This window comes from Microcoleus sp. POL10_C6, assembly GCF_036701585.1.
Classification (GTDB): Bacteria; Cyanobacteriota; Cyanobacteriia; order Cyanobacteriales; family Microcoleaceae; genus Microcoleus.
In genome coordinates, this window is record NZ_JAUBRB010000023.1 from 73087 (window position 1) to 94324 (window position 21238).

General features: G+C 46.4%; 10 protein-coding genes. 3 read left to right on the forward strand and 7 right to left on the reverse strand.

All coding sequences use genetic code 11. From position 1 onward, the window contains the following. Positions 1 to 82 precede the first annotated feature (82 nt). The 5 genes from QUA34_RS15185 to QUA34_RS15205 all read right to left on the reverse strand — a co-directional run bounded on the left by QUA34_RS15185 (position 83) and on the right by QUA34_RS15205 (position 6098). A complete protein-coding gene (locus QUA34_RS15185) occupies positions 83 to 1192 on the reverse strand; it encodes an ATP-binding protein (RefSeq protein WP_333387874.1) in 1110 nt (369 codons plus the stop codon). A 335-nt stretch (positions 1193 to 1527) separates the two neighbouring features. Beyond that, positions 1528 to 2799, reverse strand: coding sequence for a beta-ketoacyl synthase N-terminal-like domain-containing protein (locus QUA34_RS15190; protein ID WP_333387877.1), 1272 nt, complete (start codon positions 2797 to 2799; stop codon positions 1528 to 1530). A 105-nt stretch (positions 2800 to 2904) separates the two neighbouring features. Beyond that, positions 2905 to 3690: a peptidylprolyl isomerase gene (locus tag QUA34_RS15195; RefSeq protein ID WP_445242823.1), complete on the reverse strand. Its 786-nt coding sequence runs from the start codon at positions 3688 to 3690 to the stop codon at positions 2905 to 2907. Positions 3691 to 4003: 313 nt separating this feature from the next. Then, positions 4004 to 4570, reverse strand: coding sequence for a photosystem I assembly protein Ycf4 (locus QUA34_RS15200; protein ID WP_333057558.1), 567 nt, complete (start codon positions 4568 to 4570; stop codon positions 4004 to 4006). 121 nt (positions 4571 to 4691) lie between these two features. Further along, positions 4692 to 6098: a transposase gene (locus QUA34_RS15205; RefSeq protein WP_333387883.1), complete on the reverse strand. Its 1407-nt coding sequence runs from the start codon at positions 6096 to 6098 to the stop codon at positions 4692 to 4694. Positions 6099 to 6316: 218 nt separating this feature from the next. Here QUA34_RS15205 and psbD point away from each other — a divergent pair, with 218 nt between their 5' ends. The 3 genes from psbD to QUA34_RS15220 all read left to right on the forward strand — a co-directional run bounded on the left by psbD (position 6317) and on the right by QUA34_RS15220 (position 13339). Beyond that, positions 6317 to 7375 carry a photosystem II D2 protein (photosystem q(a) protein) gene (psbD, locus tag QUA34_RS15210; protein ID WP_333080069.1) on the forward strand — a complete coding sequence of 353 codons (1059 nt, stop codon included), beginning with the start codon at positions 6317 to 6319 and terminating at the stop codon, positions 7373 to 7375. Between the two features lie 156 nt (positions 7376 to 7531). Then, on the forward strand, positions 7532 to 8911 hold the full coding sequence (gene psbC / locus QUA34_RS15215; RefSeq protein WP_333330058.1) for a photosystem II reaction center protein CP43: 1380 nt from the start codon (positions 7532 to 7534) through the stop codon (positions 8909 to 8911). A gap of 567 nt (positions 8912 to 9478) precedes the next feature. After that, the gene (locus QUA34_RS15220) at positions 9479 to 13339 is read left to right on the forward strand and encodes a GAF domain-containing protein (RefSeq protein ID WP_333387886.1); all 3861 of its coding nucleotides are present in this window, start codon (positions 9479 to 9481) and stop codon (positions 13337 to 13339) included. 334 nt (positions 13340 to 13673) lie between these two features. On the opposite strand, the gene QUA34_RS15225 is transcribed toward QUA34_RS15220, so the two are convergent. Further along, on the reverse strand, positions 13674 to 19673 hold the full coding sequence (locus QUA34_RS15225; RefSeq protein WP_333387888.1) for a response regulator: 6000 nt from the start codon (positions 19671 to 19673) through the stop codon (positions 13674 to 13676). A 243-nt stretch (positions 19674 to 19916) separates the two neighbouring features. Next, positions 19917 to 20930 (reverse strand): PleD family two-component system response regulator, encoded by a 1014-nt coding sequence (locus QUA34_RS15230; RefSeq protein ID WP_333387891.1) that lies wholly within the window; start codon positions 20928 to 20930, stop codon positions 19917 to 19919. Positions 20931 to 21238 lie beyond the last annotated feature (308 nt).

The following is a 21238-nucleotide window of genomic DNA, read 5'->3' on the forward strand; positions in this document are numbered from 1 at the left end:
TGTTTTACAACAAGATATTTACTCATCAACTAAGTCTCTGACACTTAGTGAAAAAGTCCTAAGTATATATCTTCCAACCTACTTAATGTTGCTCTCCTAAAGCCATGATTTTCGGCAAGCGGATGTAAAAAGTTGTGCCTTTTCCGTCCTCTGACTCATAAGTAATTTTCCCTTTGTGAGCCTCAACAATCGACTTAACAATCGCCGTTCCCAACCCAGTACCAGTCCGCTTTCCATAAGTCACAAACGGTTCAAATAACTTTTCCTTAATTGTCGGCGGAATGCCTGGGCCGTTATCGTAAATGCTAATTTCTGCCCACTCCTCACTTTGTGTCACCGCAATCTCCACCCGACCCCCTCTGCCGCCAAAAGCCTCAACAGCATTCCCAACTAAATTTTGTAAAACGCGCAAAATCTTATTTTCATCCGCTTCCACTATTACTTCTGTCACCCGTACTGCTAAATCTACTTTTGCTGCTTCACAATAAACTCTGTTCAACTTTTCAAACTGCTGCAACGTCTGAATTAAATTAACTGGTTTTTTATTGAATACAGAATTGCCTCGCGAAAATTCTAATACTTCTTCAGCCATCCCCAACATTCGATGAACCTGCAATTGAATAAGTTCACACCACTCCTGAGTTTCCTCATCTGAGTGCATTTCTTTGAGCATTTCACTGGAGAGTTTAATTCCGGTAAAAGGACTTTTGAAATCGTGAATAATTGTACTCACCATTTCTCCTACCAATACCATCTTTTGTTTGTGTACCAACTGGCTCACATATTGATCCGTGGTCTCCCGTAAATTTTTAGTAATGAAACTAAACATTTGCAGTACCGAACTGCCTTTAGCAAACTGGAGAGTTGTGATTAGTTCTTCACGGCCTATTTTCGCCAAAGTCGAGCCTGCAACTGCCACAGCTCTAGCACTGCGAGGCTCTCCGTCTAAAACTCCGAGTTCGCCAAAATAATCGTCTGGCTTAGCGACAGCAACCGTTTGATATTTATGATTTTCAATCCGCTTGCTAAACTCGACTTTACCTTCTAAAACTAGATAGAAAAAATCGGCTATTTCTCCTTCTTCAAAAACCAGCGTTTCCTCAGCAAAACTCTCCAAAACAGCTATTTGGCAAAGGTGAGCAGCTTGCTCTGGTTCAAAATAAGACATAAATCGATGAGATGCCAGATCCATGTGAAAATACCTGAGACTTAATTTAAACAGTTTCTTTCTTCTATTTTCACCGATCGCCATCGGTGCGTTAATAAAATACAATACTGCTTTAATCTGCCTCTCTTTTCTAGTCTCCTCGGCTTTGACGCAAGGATCAGCGTCGGGATGCAGAGCCAGACTAGCATAGCAGCAGCAGCAATCTCACCAAAATTCTCAGTTAATTAGCTAAAATACATAAATATTGTACTATTTTTGAGATTTAAATTGGAAGTGGGAGAGTTCTCCGACCACCTCAGAAGATTTTAACTGTAGAGAGATCGTGTAAATTAAACGCCGATCGACCGAGTTTACAAAAATTAACGATCGCCCGATAAAACGATCGCAGCATTCTGCCCGCCAAAGCCAAAACTTAAACAAACCGCATTTCTGACAATCGCCCATCGCGCACAGCGAACAAAATCTAATTCAAACCCCGGTTTTTTCATTCCCACGCAAGGCGGCAACATCTGATATTTAATACTCATCAAACAAAAAGCAGCGCCTAAAGCTCCCGAAGCTCCCAAAGTATGCCCCGTCGCCCCCTTAGTCGAACTAACAGCAACTCCTGGGTGAAATAACTTCTCAATTAACAGTGCTTCGTGTCGGTCATTTAACTCAGTTGCAGTACCGTGAGCATGAATAAAATCTATATCAATCGCCGCTAAATTACTGCGTTTCAAACATTGATTTACCGCCGCGATCGCACTTTCCCCCCCCAGCTCCGGCGCATTAGCATGACAAGCATCATTTGTCAAGCCAAAACCGGAAACTCGACCGTAAATTTTAGCACCCCGACGCCTTGCCAACTCGGCCGATTCTAATACAAATAAAGCCCCGCCTTCACCGAGCACAAAGCCTTCCCGATTTTCATCAAAGGGATAGCACCCAGTGTTTGCCAAAGCACCCATCCGGCTAAATCCAGCCAGAGTCAGCGGTGTGATAGGCGCTTCCACAGCACCTGCGATCGCCCGCTGACACTCACCAGTGCGGATTAAATCAACAGCACGGGCGATCGACCAAATACCCGTAGCACAAGCCGCCATCGGTGCCAATACCGGCCCCGTTGAGCCAATTGCCCTCGCCGCTGCGATCGCCCCCATGTGAGGCAAAAAATTCACAAATTGACAATTAGTAATCGGTAATTGGGAATTGGGGATTGGGAAGTCGGAATCGGTAATTGGGAATTCCCTTGCTTCTTGCGACTTCCCTCTTCCGAATTCCCTCAGACTTCTTTCAACTTCCGTCTTTCTTCCATCCGTTACATCCGTTACACAATCCGTTGCCGAACTTCCTTCGCTTGCCAACAGTTCCAAATTTGCCTGGAAGCCGCGGCTAGAACCGATCACAATTCCGCAATCGGGCAAAGGCAAAGTCAAATTAGCATCTTGCAAAGCATCTGCTAAAACCTGCCGAATTAAAGTTATTAAATCAGCAGGTTTTGTGCCAACCAAAGCCAAAGGTAGCGGTTCTATTTCTAAAAAAGGTTGATGGTGTCGAATTCCCGACTTCCCGGACAACAATCTTTTCCAGCCATCATCCAGAGTACCTAAAGCCGAAACAAGACCAATTCCGGTAACAACAACATCCATAAGTAAAAGGCTTGCTTTTGGCACAAAGTAGAAAGTAGAAGGCAGTTGTTTCTCAAATGACTACTGCCAACTGCCAACTGCCAACTGCCAACTGCCAACTGACTACTAATTAACAGCCTTAAAATTTTCCAAACCCTGAGTAACGGTAGCCTTATCAATGCGATCGCCCGCTTCAATCTTATCAATCACATCCATGCCTTGCTTTACGTACCCAAAAACTGCATAGCTACCGTCCAAAAACGGTACATCCGTCAAAGTAAAGTAAAACTGAGAAGAAGCCGAATCAGGACTCTGCGATCGAGCCATAGCAACAGCCCCGCGAGTGTGCATCAACACGGGTTTCTCCTTAACCCCAGCTTCTTCTAGCGTTTGGCTGTAAGTCGGATTGGCAGCACCTTTTACTTTAATTTCCAGAGGAATCCTGCGTTCGGTAGAAGTTTTTGGGTCAATAAAACCCCCAGTTCCCAGTCGCGCTGTAGGGAATTTAGGGTCTTTACCCTGGGGGTCGCCGCCCTGAACTACAAAAGGCTGAGGTTCCCGCACGACTCGGTGAAATACCAGCCCGTCGTAGACTCCTTTCTGAACCAAATCGACAAAATTGCCCGCAGTAATTGGCGCATTTGTGCCGTCGAGTTCGATCGTAATTGGAGCACCTTTAACCGTCATCACCACCGTTGCTTTTCCTTCCAATCGTGGCAAATTGCTAAATTGCGAACTCGCCACTACAGTAGCAGGAGACGGAGACGGAGACAAAGAAATATTTTCACCCGACGCCGGATTTGGTGTCGGAGTCGAGTTTGCCACAGGGGAACTACCGCATCCTCCGACAAACAACGCGCCAATTATTAAAAGTGAGAATAACCACCGCTGAATTTTGATTTGCATTTGCATTTGTATTTCACTTTGAGTCAATTACGGACTTTGCAACTAAAGATTTTAATTCAATAGTCCGGAGTGTTTTTAGTTCGCAGTCTGAAACCCGCGATTTTCCTTGGATAGCGAACTTGCCTAATCGCCTTGAAACCCTTATTCTACAGTTGGCAATCAAAAACTATCCGAAGTATTGTGAATTGATAGATTCAAAAATTGGTAACGGGCTTACTCGCAGATCGATCTTTTTCACTTACCTGGTAGGTAAGGTGCGCTTCGGCGCACCCTACGAGACATTACCAATCTAAAATCTCAAACCGCAAATCGAAAATCCCTAAAGTCCTTCTAGGGGAACTTGCAAAAATCGAGCCAATTCGGCCGCTTGATTTTCCACTTCCGACAAAGCAATCGGCTGTCCGACTCTAGTCAGGGGAAACTGACGGCGGTCTTTGAGCTTAAGATAAATACTGCGGCGGGGATTGAGACCTTCTTTAATGTCCACGCGCACAGATTGCACCTCCGATGTCTTGCAATTAAAATCAACTTTGCGGTTTTTGCCGGGAAATCCCCAGCGAAAGATCCGAATGTTACCAGTTTGTCGATCGAACTCGTTGTAACCGCCACCGACATCCCAGAGAATAGTCAGCCACAAGTAGAGCGCCAAAAGCACGCCACAGACACCGTAGAAACCCATCGCAATGCCTTGGGGGATGAAAATGAGCTGAGTCGGGTCAGCAAAAGGCAGTAGGTTAACGTGCAAGTAGCTGGAAATGCCCGACAGCAGGAAACCAGTCCCTCCAATGCTGACCACCGTCGCCCACCAGTAATTGCTGAAGCGGCGGGAGCCCAAAACCGGGTAGCGCAGGACAGGATCGATCGAGGTCATTGTTTTTGCAGTCATAAAATTAAACAGCCTTAAAGCCAAATCTTAATTCAATTAGCCCACCGAGTGTCACGCTTCGCTGAGGCGATCGCGATCGACCGATCGGCATTGTGTATCAACTCCTGCTAATTATGGTCAACTACCCGCCATCAAGCGGAGTACCGCTATGATGGGGGCTTGTATCTGAACTCCACCTCAATTCCGAAAACCTCGAAAGGATTTCAGCTTTGGCTTCACGGCTCGATACATGAGGGAGTGCTGACAAGACCCCGGTACTCATCCAGGCTTGCCGGACGAGCAACGTTCTAAGTGCGATATTTCGCGCCCCAACCAGATCTGCATGAAGTTGATGCCCACAGCATTCACAGCGGAAAATCAGCCCCTTGTTCGGTCGATTAGCCTTTGAGGTATGCCCACATTTAGGGCAACTTTGCGAGGTGTAATGTGCTGGAACTTTAGTAGCTAACGAGCCAACCAGCACAGCCTTGTAATCGATATAGCCATGCAATTCGGCAAACGACCATTGAGCCACGTTCCTGTTAGCTTTCCGTTGTTTCTTGCTTGCCCGTTTGCCCGATTTAGATTTAGTTCGATCGCGTATTCCGGTCAGATCTTCTAGTCCAATCAGGCTGTTAGGCTTGGCGATTTTACTCGCAATCTGGTGGTTCACATCAGCGATAAACCGTCTCTCCCGTCCCGACAAAGCGATTAATCTTCGCTTCGCCGAACGGGTGTCTTTTCGCTGTAGAGATTGTCTGGCTTTTTGATAACGGTTGGCTCGATGTCTAGCCGCCTTGCCCGAATAGAAACTCGACTTATTAGCTAAGTCTGTTTCGACTGCGAGGTATCTCATTCCCACATCTATACCAGAAATTCTAGTGATGTTCAGTGGGTCGAGAGTAGGCGTTTCCACCTCCAAGCTCACCATTAGATAGTAAGTCTTCGAGGATTTCTGGTAGACAATTTTAGCAGCACCGATCTTCTTGGACGCTCGCATCAGATCGATGTGCTTGTTGTAGCCATCAAACGGAACAACAATTCGACCACCCAGGGTGTTAATACTGACCCGTCGATCCTTTTTAAAGGAGTAGTCGCGCTGGTAATTAAGCGTACAAGTCCGCGAGGTGTATTTGGGAGCTCGATCGAGTCCCTTGTACCGCCGCTTGGTATACCCAGCTTTAAGCGCCTCGCTATTCTGCTTGGCTTTAGTCCACAGCGTCTTAAAAGTCGCAGCAACTTGTCTTGGCACGTTACACGCCATCTGGGAACCAAGCCCAAATAATGCCCGTAGCTCCGAGTAGACCAACTTTTGTAGTTTAGCTCCGTTGCCAGATTTACCGTTATCAAATGCCACTTGGGATGCGTAGTTCAGCGCATCCCGATAGGCCAAAGAAACCTGAGCTACCGAGATTTTTTGCTCGGCAGTCAGGTTTAATTTGAGTTTGGCGGTAATTACTTGGCTCACAACTTCTTCAACAGATAAGAGGATAATCTTACCCTGTGAAGGATTTGAGTGCAAGCGCAGAGTGTTTGTTCGTCTCCTCAACCACCGCCACCTCGCCGCTTGGCGACGAAGGGTCAGTTGGATTGTTGCTGAGCATCGTCAACCAAGATGGCCTTCCTCTCAACCACGCTTTCATCGAGTACGCCTCTAGTGGGGGAACTCTGCTGTTCTAGTTGAAAAATTATGAACTTCTAATATATAGTTATGTTAACTTTAATTAGAAACCTTGGTCTTTTAACAAGCAAAAGGATTTTACCCCAATGACAATCGCAGTCGGACGCGCCCAGAACGAAAGAGGCATCTTTGATGTCCTCGACGACTGGCTCAAACGCGATCGCTTCGTCTTCGTAGGCTGGTCTGGCATCCTGCTATTCCCCTGCGCCTACCTAGCCATCGGTGGCTGGTTAACAGGCACCACCTTCGTCACCTCCTGGTACACCCACGGTTTGGCAAGCTCCTACCTCGAAGGAGCCAACTTCCTCACGGTAGCCGTCTCCACCCCAGCCAACAGCCTCGGACACTCCCTGCTGTTCCTGTGGGGCCCGGAAGCACAGTGGGACTTTACCCGCTGGTTCCAACTCGGTGGGCTGTGGACATTCGTAGCCCTCCACGGCGCCTTCGCACTGATCGGCTTTTGCCTGCGTCAGATTGAAATCGCCCGTTTAGTCGGCATCCGTCCCTACAACGCCCTAGCATTCACCGGCCCCATCGCCGTGTTTGTGTCGGTGTTCCTGCTTTACCCCTTGGGTCAATCAGGCTGGTTCTTCGCCCCCAGTTTCGGCGTCGCAGCAATTTTCCGCTTTTTGTTATTCCTGCAAGGCTTCCACAACTGGACGCTCAACCCCTTCCACATGATGGGCGTTGCAGGCATCTTGGGCGGTGCGCTGTTGTGCGCCATCCACGGTGCAACCGTAGAAAACACCTTGTTTGAAGACGGCGAAGGCTCAAACACCTTTCGCGCCTTCAACCCAACTCAGTCAGAAGAAACCTACTCGATGGTGACAGCCAACCGTTTTTGGTCGCAAATCTTCGGAATTGCCTTCTCCAACAAACGCTGGTTGCACTTCTTCATGCTGTTCGTACCTGTCACAGGCTTGTGGATGAGTTCCATTGGCATCGTCGGTTTAGCATTAAACCTGCGCGCCTATGACTTCGTATCACAAGAATTACGCGCTGCTGAAGATCCTGAGTTTGAAACGTTCTACACTAAGAACATTCTGCTTAACGAAGGCATTCGTGCTTGGATGGCTCCGACAGACCAACCTCACGAAAACTTCATCTTCCCTGAAGAAGTTCTGCCTCGCGGTAACGCACTTTAAAAAAATCAGGATTTGGATTTCAGATTAATTTACTTTTTTTAAATTAATCTGAAATCCAAATCCCAATTCCCCGGCGCAGGCGCGGTACTCCCGTGCCCTACTAGGGGAACAAAAAACCCAAAATCCAAAATCTAAAATCGTTGGAGGTTCTACCGGGTGGTAACGCTCTCTAATTCCTACGCAAGCGGTCGCGACCAAGAATCCTCCGGGTTCGCTTGGTGGTCTGGCAACGCTCGTTTGATCAATCTCTCCGGCAAACTGCTGGGCGCCCACGTCGCTCACTCTGGTTTGATCGTGTTCTGGGCCGGTGCAATGACTTTGTTTGAAGTCGCTCACTTTATCCCAGAAAAGCCCATGTACGAACAGGGCTTAATCTTGATGCCCCACATCGCTACTTTGGGTTGGGGCGTAGGCCCCGGCGGTGAAGTCACTGATATCTTCCCGTTCTTCGTAGTCGGCGTTCTTCACTTGATTTCATCTGCTGTTCTCGGTTTGGGTGGCATTTATCACGCCGTTCGCGGCCCGGAAGTTCTCGAAGAATACTCTTCTTTCTTCGGGTACGACTGGAAAGATAAGAACCAGATGACCAACATCATCGGCTATCACCTAATTTTGTTGGGTGGCGGTTGCTTGCTGCTGGTAGCTAAGGCCATGTTCTTCGGCGGTGTCTATGACACTTGGGCTCCGGGCGGCGGCGATGTGCGTATTATCACGAACCCCACTCTGAATCCGGCTGTGATTTTTGGCTACTTGGTGCGCTCTCCTTTTGGTGGCGAAGGCTGGATTGTCAGCGTCAACAACATGGAAGACATCATCGGCGGTCACATCTGGCTTGGCCTGATTTGTATCGCTGGCGGTGTTTGGCACATTTTGACCAAGCCTTTCGGCTGGGCTCGCCGCGCCTTAATCTGGTCTGGCGAAGCTTACCTGTCTTACAGCTTGGGTGCTTTGTCCCTGATGGGCTTCATCGCTTGCTGCTTTGTCTGGTTCAACAACACTGCTTACCCCAGCGAATTCTACGGCCCGACGGGCCCGGAAGCTTCTCAAGCGCAAGCTTTGACCTTCCTGATCCGTGACCAACGCTTGGGTGCTAACGTCGGTTCTGCACAAGGCCCCACCGGTCTGGGTAAATACCTGATGCGCTCTCCTACTGGCGAAATCATTTTCGGCGGTGAAACGATGCGTTTCTGGGATTTCCAAGGCCCTTGGTTGGAACCCTTGCGCGGTACTAATGGTTTGGACTTGAACAAAATCAAGAATGACATTCAGCCTTGGCAAGCTCGCCGCGCGGCTGAGTACATGACTCACGCTCCTTTGGGTTCTTTGAACTCTGTGGGCGGTGTGGCGACTGAAGTTAACTCGTTTAACTTCACTTCTCCTCGTTCTTGGCTGTCCTGTTTCCACTTTGTGATGGGTTTCTTCTTCTTGGTCGGCCACTTGTGGCACGCTGGTCGCGCTCGCGCGGCTGTCGCTGGCTTTGAGAAGGGTATCGATCGCGAAAATGAACCAGTGCTGGCTATGCCAGACTTAGACTAATCGATCGAATTTATTTCTGATTTGATTGTCTAGTTGAAAAAGGCTCCTGCTTAACGGCAGGAGCTTTTTTTTGATCTAAAAATATCTGAAAAAGCTGCGGATTGTGGATCGACTGTTCTCCGAACCCGCTAGCAGCAGATACAATCCTAGACCGAAAAACCGGGTTTCTGAGTTAACCTGTTGAATTATGCTGTTTCTTTCCGTCAGCTCGTTCCTCAGCCAGCTTTTGCATCCAGGACTGAGATATTTCGGTGCGACCTTCATCGCTGGCGGTGAATGACTCTACAAGTCTTGAAACTTGACAATTTTAATCTTTTGGGGTATCGAGCTTGCACGGCAGGCTCTACAAAGTTTATATTTAAAGTACCAAAGTTTTAATTCCACACAAATGGAAAGTTGCAATGGAAAGTTGCAATTTTAAGGCAGATCGCTACAGGTGCAAAACTAATCGACGATCGCCCTCAGGATATTTATATTTTATTAAATGGCTGTGCTTGCCGATTTTTTTAACAGGCACAAAACTTTTGGGCCGCTTACTATTATTGCTAGGAAAGCAAAAGATTAATAATGGACTCATTGAAGATCGAAAATCTCAAGGTGAGGTTCGATCGAGCAAATTTGCTCGAACGCATCGCCAACCGCATTCGTCGCTCTCTAGAACTACCGGAAATTCTGAGCGCAACAGCAGCAGAAGTTCAATCCTTCTTGGGAACAGACAGAGTAAAAATCTACAAATTTCATAGCGACGGTAGCGGTGAAGTGATTGCCGAATCAATTAACGGCAACCGCTTGCCATCCCTATTGGGTCTGCATTTTCCAGCAGACGATATTCCCCCTCATGCCCGCGAACTGTTCGCGCAAGTACAGGTGCGATCGATCGTCGATATAGATTCCGGGCAGCTAGGCCAAAGTCCACGCCGCGAGGCAGTTTCCGGCCAACTGCTGCCCGACGACCAAATGCACTTTCGTGCGGTTGACCCCTGCCACGCTGAATACTTGACTGCACTGGGTGTCAAGGCTTGCTTAGTAGTACCAATTTTTCACGGCGAAGAATTCTGGGGATTGTTGGTATCTCACCACTCCGAGTCCCGGAGTGTGGGAGAAAACGAACTCCAAGGCGTTCAGATGGTGGCAGATCAGCTCGGCGTCGCCATAGCCCAATCAACCCTCCTCGCCCAAGCGAGGGCGAAAGCTCAACGGGAAGCTGCCGTCAACCGCGTGGCTGCTGCCCTTAACTCCCAGCCTGCGATTGAACTCCAAACGGCTTTGGTAGAATCGGTAGCAGCACTAGACGCCGCGGGCGGCAGGCTGTGCATTTTCGCCACGCCATTCATTTCCGACAGCAGCAAGGTTACGAACCGAGTTCCCTATTCGGATAACTCCACTGGCGAACTCACAGTCTACACTTGCGGCTTAGGGCCGAAGATGGGAATTTCCGCAAAATACCCGCAGGTTGAGCAATACAGCGTCTGGCACGAATATTTTAAATCCGACGAGCAACAGGTTTGGGCAATTCCCGACTTGTACAAAATTAGCAGTTTGAGAAGCCTACAACCTGCATTTCGATCGACCAAAATTCGCAGCATTTTAATCGTACCACTCAGAACCCGCCAGCACATATTCGGTTACTTGACCATTTTTCGAGAAGAATTTGACACCGAAACTCTCTGGGCTAGACAGTTTGATAGCGACGGGCGGCTTGCCCAATCTCGGATATCTTTTGAAGCGTGGAAAGAGTCAAAAACTGCCCAAATTCGCGACTGGAAGGCTGAAGAAATTGAATTGATGCAAATTTTTGGTACCCATTTTTCTAATGCTATTAACCACTACCAACTCGATCAACAAATAGAGGAACTTAACACAAATTTAGAAAATCAAGTTCAAAAGCGCACCGCTCAACTACAGCAGTTGACCCAACAGCAGCGAGTGCTGTTTGAAGTGGTGGCCAAAATGCGGAAATCCCTCGACTTGAACAAGATTTTTAGCACGATGTCCCAGGAAGTGCGACGGGCTTTAAATGCCGATCGAGTTGCGGTTTACCGCTTCGAACCAGCGTCGGAATTTAACGACGGCCAATTCGTTGCCGAAGATGTTTTGCCAGATTTTGTGTCAGCAATGGCAGTCAAAGTGCACGATCGCTGCTTTGGAGAAAAGTATGCCAATCTCTACTCTCAGGGACGAATTCACACAATGTCCGACATCAGACAGGCTGGACTGCAAGATTGCTATGAGCAACTATTGGAGCAATTTCAAGTCAAAGCTACTTTAGTTGCACCGATTATGAAAGGCAACGACCTTTGGGGGTTGCTGTGCGTACACCAATGTTCGGCTCCCCGCAACTGGGAATCTTCCGAAATTAAGTTTGCTACCCAAATTTCCGCTCAGCTCAGTATCGCCCTAGAACAAGCAGATTTGCTCGCTCAAACTCAGCAGCAAGCAGTTGAGTTGCAGCGGGCAGCAGAGCAGGAGCGAATACTGTTTGAGGTAGTTGCTAAGATTAGACAATCTCTCGATTTAGATACAATTTTTTGGACTACAACTACAGAATTGCGGCGGATATTAAAAGCCGATAGAGTTGGCATTTATCGCTTCGATCCGAGTTTAAACTTTAATGAAGGCGAATTTATTACCGAAGATGTTTTGCCTGGTTTTTCTTCGGCAATGGATGTAAAAGTTTGCGATCATTTCTTTAGCGAAAACTATGCGAAAAAATACAGTCAGGGACAGATTCAAGTGCTACCAGATGTCGAGAATGCTGGACTTTCCGAGTGCCATGCTGCTCTTTTAGCTCAATTTCAAATTAGAGCTCAGGTGATTATGCCGCTGATGAATGGCAGCGAACTTTGGGGTTTGCTGTGCGTGCACCAGTGCAGCGGTTTGCGCCATTGGAACACTTCGGAAATTCAGTTTGCTAGGCAAGTGGGAATTCAGTTGAGTGTAGGATTAGAACAAGCAGATTTGTTGGCTAAAACGCGGCAGCAGTCAGTTTATTTACAGTGGGTAGCCGAGCAACAGCGGATACTGTTTGAAGTGGTAGCCAAGATTCGGGAGTCTCTCGATATCGACGCAATTTTTAAGACGGCTACTCAAGAAGTTTGTCAGTTTATGCAAGTTGATAGAATAGCTGTTTATCAATTTAATCCTGATTGGAGTGGCTATTATGTAGCCGAGTGTGTGAAAGATGGCTGGATAAAATTGGTAGGGGAAGGTATCAGTACAGTTTGGCAAGATACTTATTTGCAGGAAAATCGAGGCGGCAGATATGCCAATAATGAAACTCTAGCCATTGACGATATCTATCAAGTTTGCCACTCGGAGTGTGTGGTCGGTATTTTAGAGCAATTTCAGGTGAAGGCTTATGCGATAGCGCCGATTTTTGTAGGACAAAAACTTTGGGGTTTGCTGACAGCGTATCAACATTCTGCGCCCCGCTGTTGGGAAAGTTCAGAAGTTAACTTTTTAGCTCAGATTGCTAATCAATTAGGCGTAGCTATCCAACAAGCCGATTTGCTGGCTCAAACCAGACGCCAAGCAGAACAAATCGCTCAAAGTTTAAAGGATTTGCAGCACACTCAAGCTCAATTGATTCAAACTGAAAAAATGTCTGGTTTGGGGCAACTGGTAGCCGGGATTGCTCACGAGATTAACAATCCGGTTAATTTTATTTACGGCAATCTCAATCACGCTAGTGAATATACTGCTAGCTTACTAAGTTTGCTGGAACTTTACCAGCAGCAATATCCCGCTTATAGTCCTGAAATAGACAAATTGAGTGAAGATATTGACTTGGAATTTCTGCTAGAAGATTTGCCCAAATTGCTATCTTCAATGAAGGTGGGAGCCGATCGCATCCGTCAAATAGTTTTGTCTTTAAGGAATTTCTCCCGTCTTGACGAAAGTCAAATGAAGGCGGTTGATATTCACGAGGGCATTGACAGCACGCTGTTAATTTTACAGCACAGGCTGAAATCTAATGCGGACAGTGCCAACATTGTGCTAGTGAAAGAATACGGCATTTTGCATCGAGTTGAGTGTTATGCGGGACAGTTGAATCAGGTATTTATGAATGTAATTGGAAATGCGATCGATGCTTTGGAATCGCACAAGTTGCTCGCTGGTAAATCTGTAGTTCCTCAAATTAAAATCTCTACTGCTGTCGGTCAACTTAATGGTACTATTCCTAGCGCGCTGATTCGGATTTCTGATAACGGTACGGGAATTTCGGAATCTATGAGAAAACGCATATTTGACCCTTTTTTCACGACTAAAGCAGTGGGAAAAGGTACTGGATTGGGACTGTCAATTAGTTACCAAATTGTAGTAGAAAAACACGGTGGCATTTTAAAATGCAATTCAGAATTAGGGAAGGGTACTGAGTTTGTGATCGAGATTCCGCTTCGACAGCAGCCAGCAGTCATTACTCATTAGAGATTGTAGAATCCCGCCAACACTCAACACTCAACAATCATGGACATAGCAATCATAATGGATATAATTAATCTGCGTTAATCTGTGTTAATCTGCCCTCCTCTGCGGTAAAAAAAAGAGAATTTATGAACCGCAGATGACAAGGGATAAACGCAGATTCACGCAGATGCAGAGAAGAGATATATGAATAATAATTCCGATGCTAACAGATTTGAAATCAGGCTTGCTCATGCGTATGCGATCGCATAGCCACCTTGCGGCATCGCGGGTGACAGTTGCCTAAGTCCTGATGCAAAAAGATGCCTATTTAATTGAGTTTCATAGATTAGTTTCGCTATGCTTGTAGTTCTTGTTGGAGAGTATTTTTGACACGATCGTACTCACCCTCGATTTGAGCCAATAGGGTTGAGGCTTGATCTAGTTCACCAGAGGTACTGATGACTTCTAACCTGCTACAAAGCTGGGCGAGAGGAGCCGCGCTTAGATTCGCACTACTGCCTTTGAGGGTATGAGCCACTCGCTTTAGGGTTTGAGTATCCGCTTGGGCGATCGCTAATTTCATAGCTTGTAGCAACTTTAGAGATTCCTCAAAATAGCAGTTCGCCAGCAAGCTCAAAATCTGGGTTGAATCTTGATCGATGCTGCTACAGAAGGCTTGCAGTTCTGTGAGGTTAACTGCTGGCACATCAATTTCTGGCTTGTTGCTATCTGATTCCTCCTTGTGGGCCTGCTGCGGTTCCGGGTTGGGTGGACACTGACTCAGCGCTTGCGTGAGAGCCTCTACTCGAATCGGTTTACTGATATAGTCATTCATGCCAGCATCAAGACAAACCTGGCGATCGCCCTGCATGGCATTCGCCGTCATGGCAATAATTCTGGGACGAGTATGAGCCGGCCACTCCTGGCAAATACGACGGCTGGCTTCTAGTCCATCCATCTCTGGCATTTGTACATCCATCAACACCACATCATAAGGCTGGCGATTCAGGGCTTCCAAGACTTCTAATCCATTGGCAGCAACATCGGCCCGGTATCCCAAACGCTCTAACAGCAGCAGTGCCACCTTCTGATTCACCAGATGATCTTCTGCTAAAAGAATTCGCAGTGGGAGTGTCTGGGCCAGTTTCATATCATCCTGGACAGATATAGGAAGCTGTTGTTGAACTTTTTTCGGTTGACCTTGTAGCACATGGATCAGTATTTGATAGAGCTGGGATTGTTTGATGGGTTTGCTTAAACAAGCCGCAAAGTGGGTGGAGAGGGCTGAAGAACTCGCTTCTGGGTAGCCCATTGAAGTCAGCAATACTAGGGGTAAACGGTGGCACTTAGGATGCTGGTGGATGGCTGAGGCGAGTGTGAGGCCGTCCATTTGTGGCATTTGCATATCTAAAATAGCCACATCAAAGGTTTCTCCAGTCTCAAGCCAATTGAGCGCTTCCACAGCCGATTGGGCAGCCCGACTCTGCATCCCCCAAGTCTCGGCTTGCAATGTCAGAATTTGTCGGTTAGTGGGCTGGTCATCCACGATTAATAAACGCTTGCCAGATAGTTCTGGTATCATTTCCATCGGTTCCGCTAACTCAGTAGCCACAGAGGAAGCCACAATTGTGAAGTAGAAGGTAGAACCCATTGTGACTCGATGAGAATTAGTGGCTAGCCATTTGGGTGAAGGGGTTCCTCCGACGTGACCTCTGGTCTCAACCCACATCATGCCGTTCATCATTTCACTAAGTCGCTTACTAATCGCCAGACCTAAACCTGTCCCTCCATACTGCCGAGTCGTCGAAGCATCTACTTGACTAAAAGACTTAAACAGTCGATCGAGCCGGTTGGCTGGAATACCAATGCCTGTGTCTTGAATGGCAAACTGGATTTCATACAAGCTTTCTGACAAGTTCCCTGGCTCAGAAATTGTTTTGTCAGAATCCACTAGAGAGGCTTCCACGGAAATGGTAACTTCCCCAGTTTCAGTAAACTTAATCGCATTGTTGAGTAAGTTAACTAGAATCTGACGGAGACGGGTGACATCACCCAAAATGAAATTAGGAGTCTTAGGGTGGATCAGGTAGCCCAACTCAATATCCTTCTCATCTGCTTTAACTGCAAGTTGATCGATCGCACCTTCTATGCAATCTCTCAAGCTCAAGGGATGCTTTTCTAGCTCCAGCTTGCCCGACTCAATTTTGGAGAAGTCAAGGATGTCGTTGATGATACTCAGAAGCGTATCCCCACTATTGCGAATCGTCTCGATAAAGTCTCGCTGTTGAGCCTTGAGTTCTGTATCTAGCAGTAGTCCCGTCATGCCAATAACCGCATTCATGGGAGTGCGAATTTCATGGCTCATCATCGCCAGAAACTCACTTTTGGCTCGGTTAGCAGCTTCGGCTTCTCGTCTAGTTTGCTCCAGGGCACAGTTTTTCAGAGTTAATTCTTCTCGTTGTCGAGTTTCTTGCTCTAGTAATTTGGCTTGAGCGAGGGCAATTCCTACTTGAGTCGCGACGGATTCTAGCAGATCCACTTGATCGGTAGTCCAATGACGGTAACGATCGCACTGGTGCAAACAAATGGCACCATTCGGCTCTCCTTGATAAGAAGTTCGCACTACTAATGTCGATCTCAATTTGAGTCTGGTAAAAATTGAATGAGCAGAGGAGAGCAATGAATCGCAATAGACATCCGGGGAGGCGATCGCTTCATCTTGAGCCATCAACTGTTTTGTATAAGCAGGACTCGCGGCCAGAATGTCATGCTCCCTGCTGGGGGCTGCTCCGGGTGTTAGATACTCTGCAACGACAGGAAACTGAGGCTGTGGATTGTCCAGGTAAGTGCGAATTAAGCAGCGACTGGCCCCAAAAGTTTGCCCAATCTGAATAGCAGCCGTTTCAAATATCTGCTGAGCATTGAGGCTTTGCCGAATTTCTTGGGTAATTTGCTTCAGCAGTAGGGCTTTTTGCAACTGTCGCTGTAGTGCTTCTTCTGCCTGCTTGCGATCGGTAATATCCTTCATAAAGCAGTGATGCCCCACAAAGACATTTTGCTCGTCATAAGCAGAAACCATCACCAATTGTTTATAGAAGCTGGAGCCATCTTTTCGCATCCCCCTAGCCTCAACCTCAACTCTGCCCTCTCTCAACATCTGTTGATAAGCAGCTACCATTCTCTCAACATCTTCAGGAGCAACGGTTCTTTGCCAGTCCATCCCTAGCATTTCCTCCGGCTGATATCCCGTGATGGCGGCATAAGTTGCGTTAACAAACAGATAGCGTCCTTGAGTATCGAGTCGAGAGATGCCTGCTACGGCATTTTCTAGCGCGGCACTCATTTGTTGCAGTTCTGCTTCGGCGCGTTTGCGATCGCTAATTTCAATTAGAATGCAACCCACTGCTACAGGCTGCTCTGCATCCTTGAAAATGGGAAAGTGAGAAACGAGCCAGTGGCGCTTGACACCCGTTGGACTGGATAATGCTGTGCTAATTTCCAAATTGATCGAAGGTTTTCCAGTTGCTAAAACCTTTTGTAATAGTTGATTTACACCAGCAGCAAATTCTCCCAAAATATCATCGGTTGTCTTACCTAAGTGAGCCTCCACAGAGTGGCCATTAAATTCAGCTAGTGCCTCATTGATTTGTAAAAATTTAAACTGCCGATCGTGGATACACAGCCCCACCCCTGCTAGGGAAGCTCCGTTAAAGAAAGCATTCAATAATTGCTCTCTGGCTTGAATTTCCTGCTCCAACTTTTTGCGATCGGTAGTATCGCTGTGAGAACCAGTCATACGGACAACTTTGCCTGCTTCATCCAAAAGCGCTTGCCCTCGAGCTAAAATCCATTTGTAGCTCCCATCCTTGCAAAGCAATCGATGTTCTGTAATATAAAAGGGAGTTTTGCCCTCAAAGTGATCTTGAATTACTTGCATCACCCAATCGAGATCATTGGGATGCACCCGCTTGCTCCATTCATCCAGGTGATTAGGGAGTTCATGGTCTTCGTAGCCCAACATCTGTTTCCAGCGAGCCGAGAAGAATACTTCATTGGTGTTGACGTTCCAATCCCATACCCCATCATTACTACCACGTAGGGCGAGTTCCCACCGCTCTTCACTCGCTTGCAGAGCGACTTCTGCCTCATGCCGTTCAATTTCACTACCTATCCATTGAGCCATCAGCTTCAGTAATTCCACATGGGCAGATTTAAAGCTGTCTGCACGGGGAGATTTGCTAGAAAAGCTGAGGGTACTGTAAACTTTGCCTGCAACTAAAACTCGTGTTCCAATATAAGCTTCCATGCCTTGGGCAAGATAGGCAGGATGGTAACGCCATTTTGAGGTGCCTATATGTTCGATGGTTAGGGGTTCATTTGTGTCTAAAGCTTCACAGCACAAAGTTTGCTTAATATCAAGGGCATCACCTGGTTTCAGGACTCGATCGGGCGATCGCGCAACCATTACCTCATAAAGATTATTTTGCACGCGAGCTAAAATGCCACTTTCCATCCCTAAATTCTCACATCCCATGTCAATCAACGCTTGGATGCGCTGCTCAAAATTGAGATTTTGGGTAGAAGTAACTTCATATAAAGATCGTATCGCCGCCTCTCTTGTTCTTAATTCAGCTTCGGCTTGTTTACGTCTCTGAATTTCACCTTTGAGAGAGCGATTGATTCTGGATAATTTTTGCGTTCGTTCTTGAACCCGCTCTTCTAATGTGGCGTTAGCCTGTTTAATCTCCCTAAACCTTTGATTGAGTGCGATCGCCATCAATTGAAAATTGCGAGCAAGCTCATTGATTTCAGTAACAGAGCTATGTTTCCATTCAAATGTTCCTTCTGAAAGCTTGTTGGGTAAGTCAGCAGTCGCACCAGCTAAATAGGATAATGGCTTGACCAGTCGTTCGCTAACCAGCGTTGCAAACAAAAATGCCAACATGGTGATGACGAGTAGAATAATCAAGTCAGCCTTGTAGCGATTTTGTAAATTTTCTACATAGGGAGAGGCTGGAATTTCTAAGCGTAATCTCCAGTCCAGATCGGAGCTAATTGTAAATTCCTGTATATACAGAGAGTTTTTCCAACGGATCATCGGATTTTTGCCATTGCTAGGAAGCCACTGCTGCAAGGTTCCCTCTAAGGTGCGAGTGCTGCCGTTCTTTGAATCCTGAACCCTAATCAAAAGCTTTTGGTCGGATTGATTACTCGCAATGACTCGGTTGTTTTCATCGAGCAATGTAATGCCTAATTGCCGATCGTTACTCTGGAAAATGTAGAGAGATTTGATCTTGGTCAATCCTAATGAACCGTGGATTACCCCAAGAAAACGACCTTGAACTTGCAGGGGTACATTCAATCCTACATGAGTTTCGTCCATTAATAAATCTTTGTGGATAGAAGTCATCCAAGGTTTTGAGCGCTTTTGAGCCTGGGTAATGAGAGATTTATGTTCCCTGCTTTCTTCGATCAACCGCCGACGGCTTTGATTAAAAGGAGAAGAAGTAGCTAAAATCTTTCCCGATGAATCGGTCGCATAAATTTTGTCAAAATCTGGCAACAACTGCTCGATCAGGCTAATGTTTTGTTCTAGCTGCTCGGATGATTTAATCGCTGTATTAGCAGTAGTTGCGGCTTCAGGTATGAGCGATTCCTCAGCTAATGTATTCAAAGCTAAGAGATGTCGCTGATGCCATCTAGATATTGCGCTAGTGAGACTTTTTGCGTTTGTTTGTAACTCCGTTTGCACCGTTGTCTGGATTTGACCAAGAAAGGATCTACCATCAATCACTAATAGGAGCAGTCCTGGAATAAAGACAAAAGCAACCAACAGATGAAAAATAGTTTGTTGTAAAGAGAGGGCGAGATGTTTTGAAGGAATAACCCACCGATTTCTCGGCGCATACGAAATGATTAAGCTGGCAACTAAGGCATTAAAAATGCCGTTGGCTGCTTGTTTGCACATAACGAGGATGGCTTGATTCGCGTCCATGTGCATCATTTGACCGTAGAAAAGCCAAACGAGGGGCATTCCAATTAAGAACCAGTAAATCCCATCGAATAAAAGGAGGTTCGGATGTTTGCGCTTCTTGCAAAGAAACCCTACAAACAGAGCCTCAATTACCAAAATAATCGTGGCGTATGGATGATGCCAAAGGACATAAGTATAGCTGCCTGCTATTAGACCAGCCAAGCCTCCCCAGCCCCAGCCGAAATAGTAAGTAATAATCAGTACCGCAATACTGCCAAAGAGAAAATCAACCCCAAATAAAAGAGACACACTGAAATAGTTGCCCAGAAAACCCGCACCAGTGAGAAGGGCGATCGCACCAAACCATCTTTGATCACGCACTGAGCTAGCTCCTTCCATAAACTTCTAGAATCGCTACTTGCTGAATATAAACTGATTTTGGTAAAAAATTGTCGTAGACACACTCTCGTTCTATCCCTGACAGTTTTCATGAATGTCGCACAACCGATTATTGAGGCTTTAATACTAAAATCAAGGCTTACTCATGCAGGACTTGATATTTCGCTAAACTTTTAAAAAATAATTATTCCCAATTTCGAGAGGCATAGTTTTTACCCTTATGATTTAACGGGTGAATTCATTAACTGTATGAATCTTGGTGCAAAAAGTATTACGACCTTTGTCTTTGGCTTGATAAAGTGCTGCATCGGCAGCAGTAATTAAAGTTTCTGGCCGGCTCTCTTGGGTAGGAATCACACTGGTAATACCGAAGCTGAGCGTAATGCAATGATTCGGAGAACTCTTATGAACTATTGCTAAAGCTTGGATGCAATCCTGAATTTTTTTAACGATTTGGACGGCTCCCTCAAGCTCTGTTTCGGGCAAAATCACTACAAATTCTTCACCTCCATAACGTGCGACTAAATCTCCAGCTCGATTAATACTGCGATTGAGAGCTGCGGCAACTTGCTGTAAACATACATCCCCTGCTTGGTGTCCATAAGTATCGTTGTAAGGCTTGAATAAATCGATATCACACAAAATCAGTGACAAAGGAGTTTGCTGCCTCGTCATGCGTCGCCACTCCTCCTCTAGCTGTTGGTCAAACTGACGGCGATTGGCAATCTGAGTCAAGCCGTCAATTGACGCGAGGTATTTTAATTGCCGATTGGCGGCTTCTAGCTGTTTGTAAAGTAGGGTTTGTTGCTGTTGCAAGTGGAATTGCTGAATCAACCGTCGCACTCTCTGTCCCAGAACAGCCCAGTGAATCGGCTTAGTGATATAGTCAGCCGCTCCTGCTGCAAACGCTCGATCGACAGATTCTTTGTCTTCCAAGCTAGTAATCATCAAAATAGGTGGGCGATCGCTCTGAGGCACTTCAGATAATTTTTGACAACAAGCAAAACCATCCATAGTGGGCATCACTGCATCTAGCAGGATGAGGTCTGGATGTACTTCCTCATAAGCTGCTAGCCCTGTCAACCCATCATTAGCTTCAGCCACTCGGTATTTTTCCTTCTGTAAATACAGTCGAAGTTGCAAACGCATCAAGGCATCGTCATCCACAATCAGAATTAGAGAGGACGATTCCGTAGATGGGTTAGTCGAAATGGCTGACTCTTCTAATGATTGATACATATGTCATCGTGTATCTCAAGCTTTGGAAATATTCTAGCCTAGCATATTTTGAGCTTGGGATGGAAAGTAAAAAATTGGCTAATATGTCATAAATTATACACCATCTAAGCTGCCGCAACAAAATCCTAGGCAGCGTCGGGTTTGTTTAACCAACAGCCACAGTTTACTTAAAAGTTCTCGCTTTTTTTTGGGGATATAAAGTCTGGTAACTTGCGCTAATTTTTGTAAATATGTAATTATTTTTGGGGGCATTAAACAGTTTTTACAACGTCGAGCGAGCTTTGACGAACGATCGCCAGTTATCTGGC

What these genes read in the sequence shown, in the direction of transcription:
- QUA34_RS15190 (WP_333387877.1), bottom strand. Translation starts at nt 2,799, where the DNA reads ATGGATGTTGTTGTTACCGGAATTGGTCTTGTTTCGGCTTTAGGTACT.
- QUA34_RS15220 (WP_333387886.1), top strand. Translation starts at nt 9,479, where the DNA reads ATGGACTCATTGAAGATCGAAAATCTCAAGGTGAGGTTCGATCGAGCA.
- QUA34_RS15195 (WP_445242823.1), bottom strand. Translation starts at nt 3,690, where the DNA reads ATGCAAATGCAAATCAAAATTCAGCGGTGGTTATTCTCACTTTTAATA.
- QUA34_RS15185 (WP_333387874.1), bottom strand. Translation starts at nt 1,192, where the DNA reads ATGGATCTGGCATCTCATCGATTTATGTCTTATTTTGAACCAGAGCAA.
- QUA34_RS15200 (WP_333057558.1), bottom strand. Translation starts at nt 4,570, where the DNA reads ATGACTGCAAAAACAATGACCTCGATCGATCCTGTCCTGCGCTACCCG.
- psbD (WP_333080069.1), top strand. Translation starts at nt 6,317, where the DNA reads ATGACAATCGCAGTCGGACGCGCCCAGAACGAAAGAGGCATCTTTGAT.
- QUA34_RS15230 (WP_333387891.1), bottom strand. Translation starts at nt 20,930, where the DNA reads ATGTATCAATCATTAGAAGAGTCAGCCATTTCGACTAACCCATCTACG.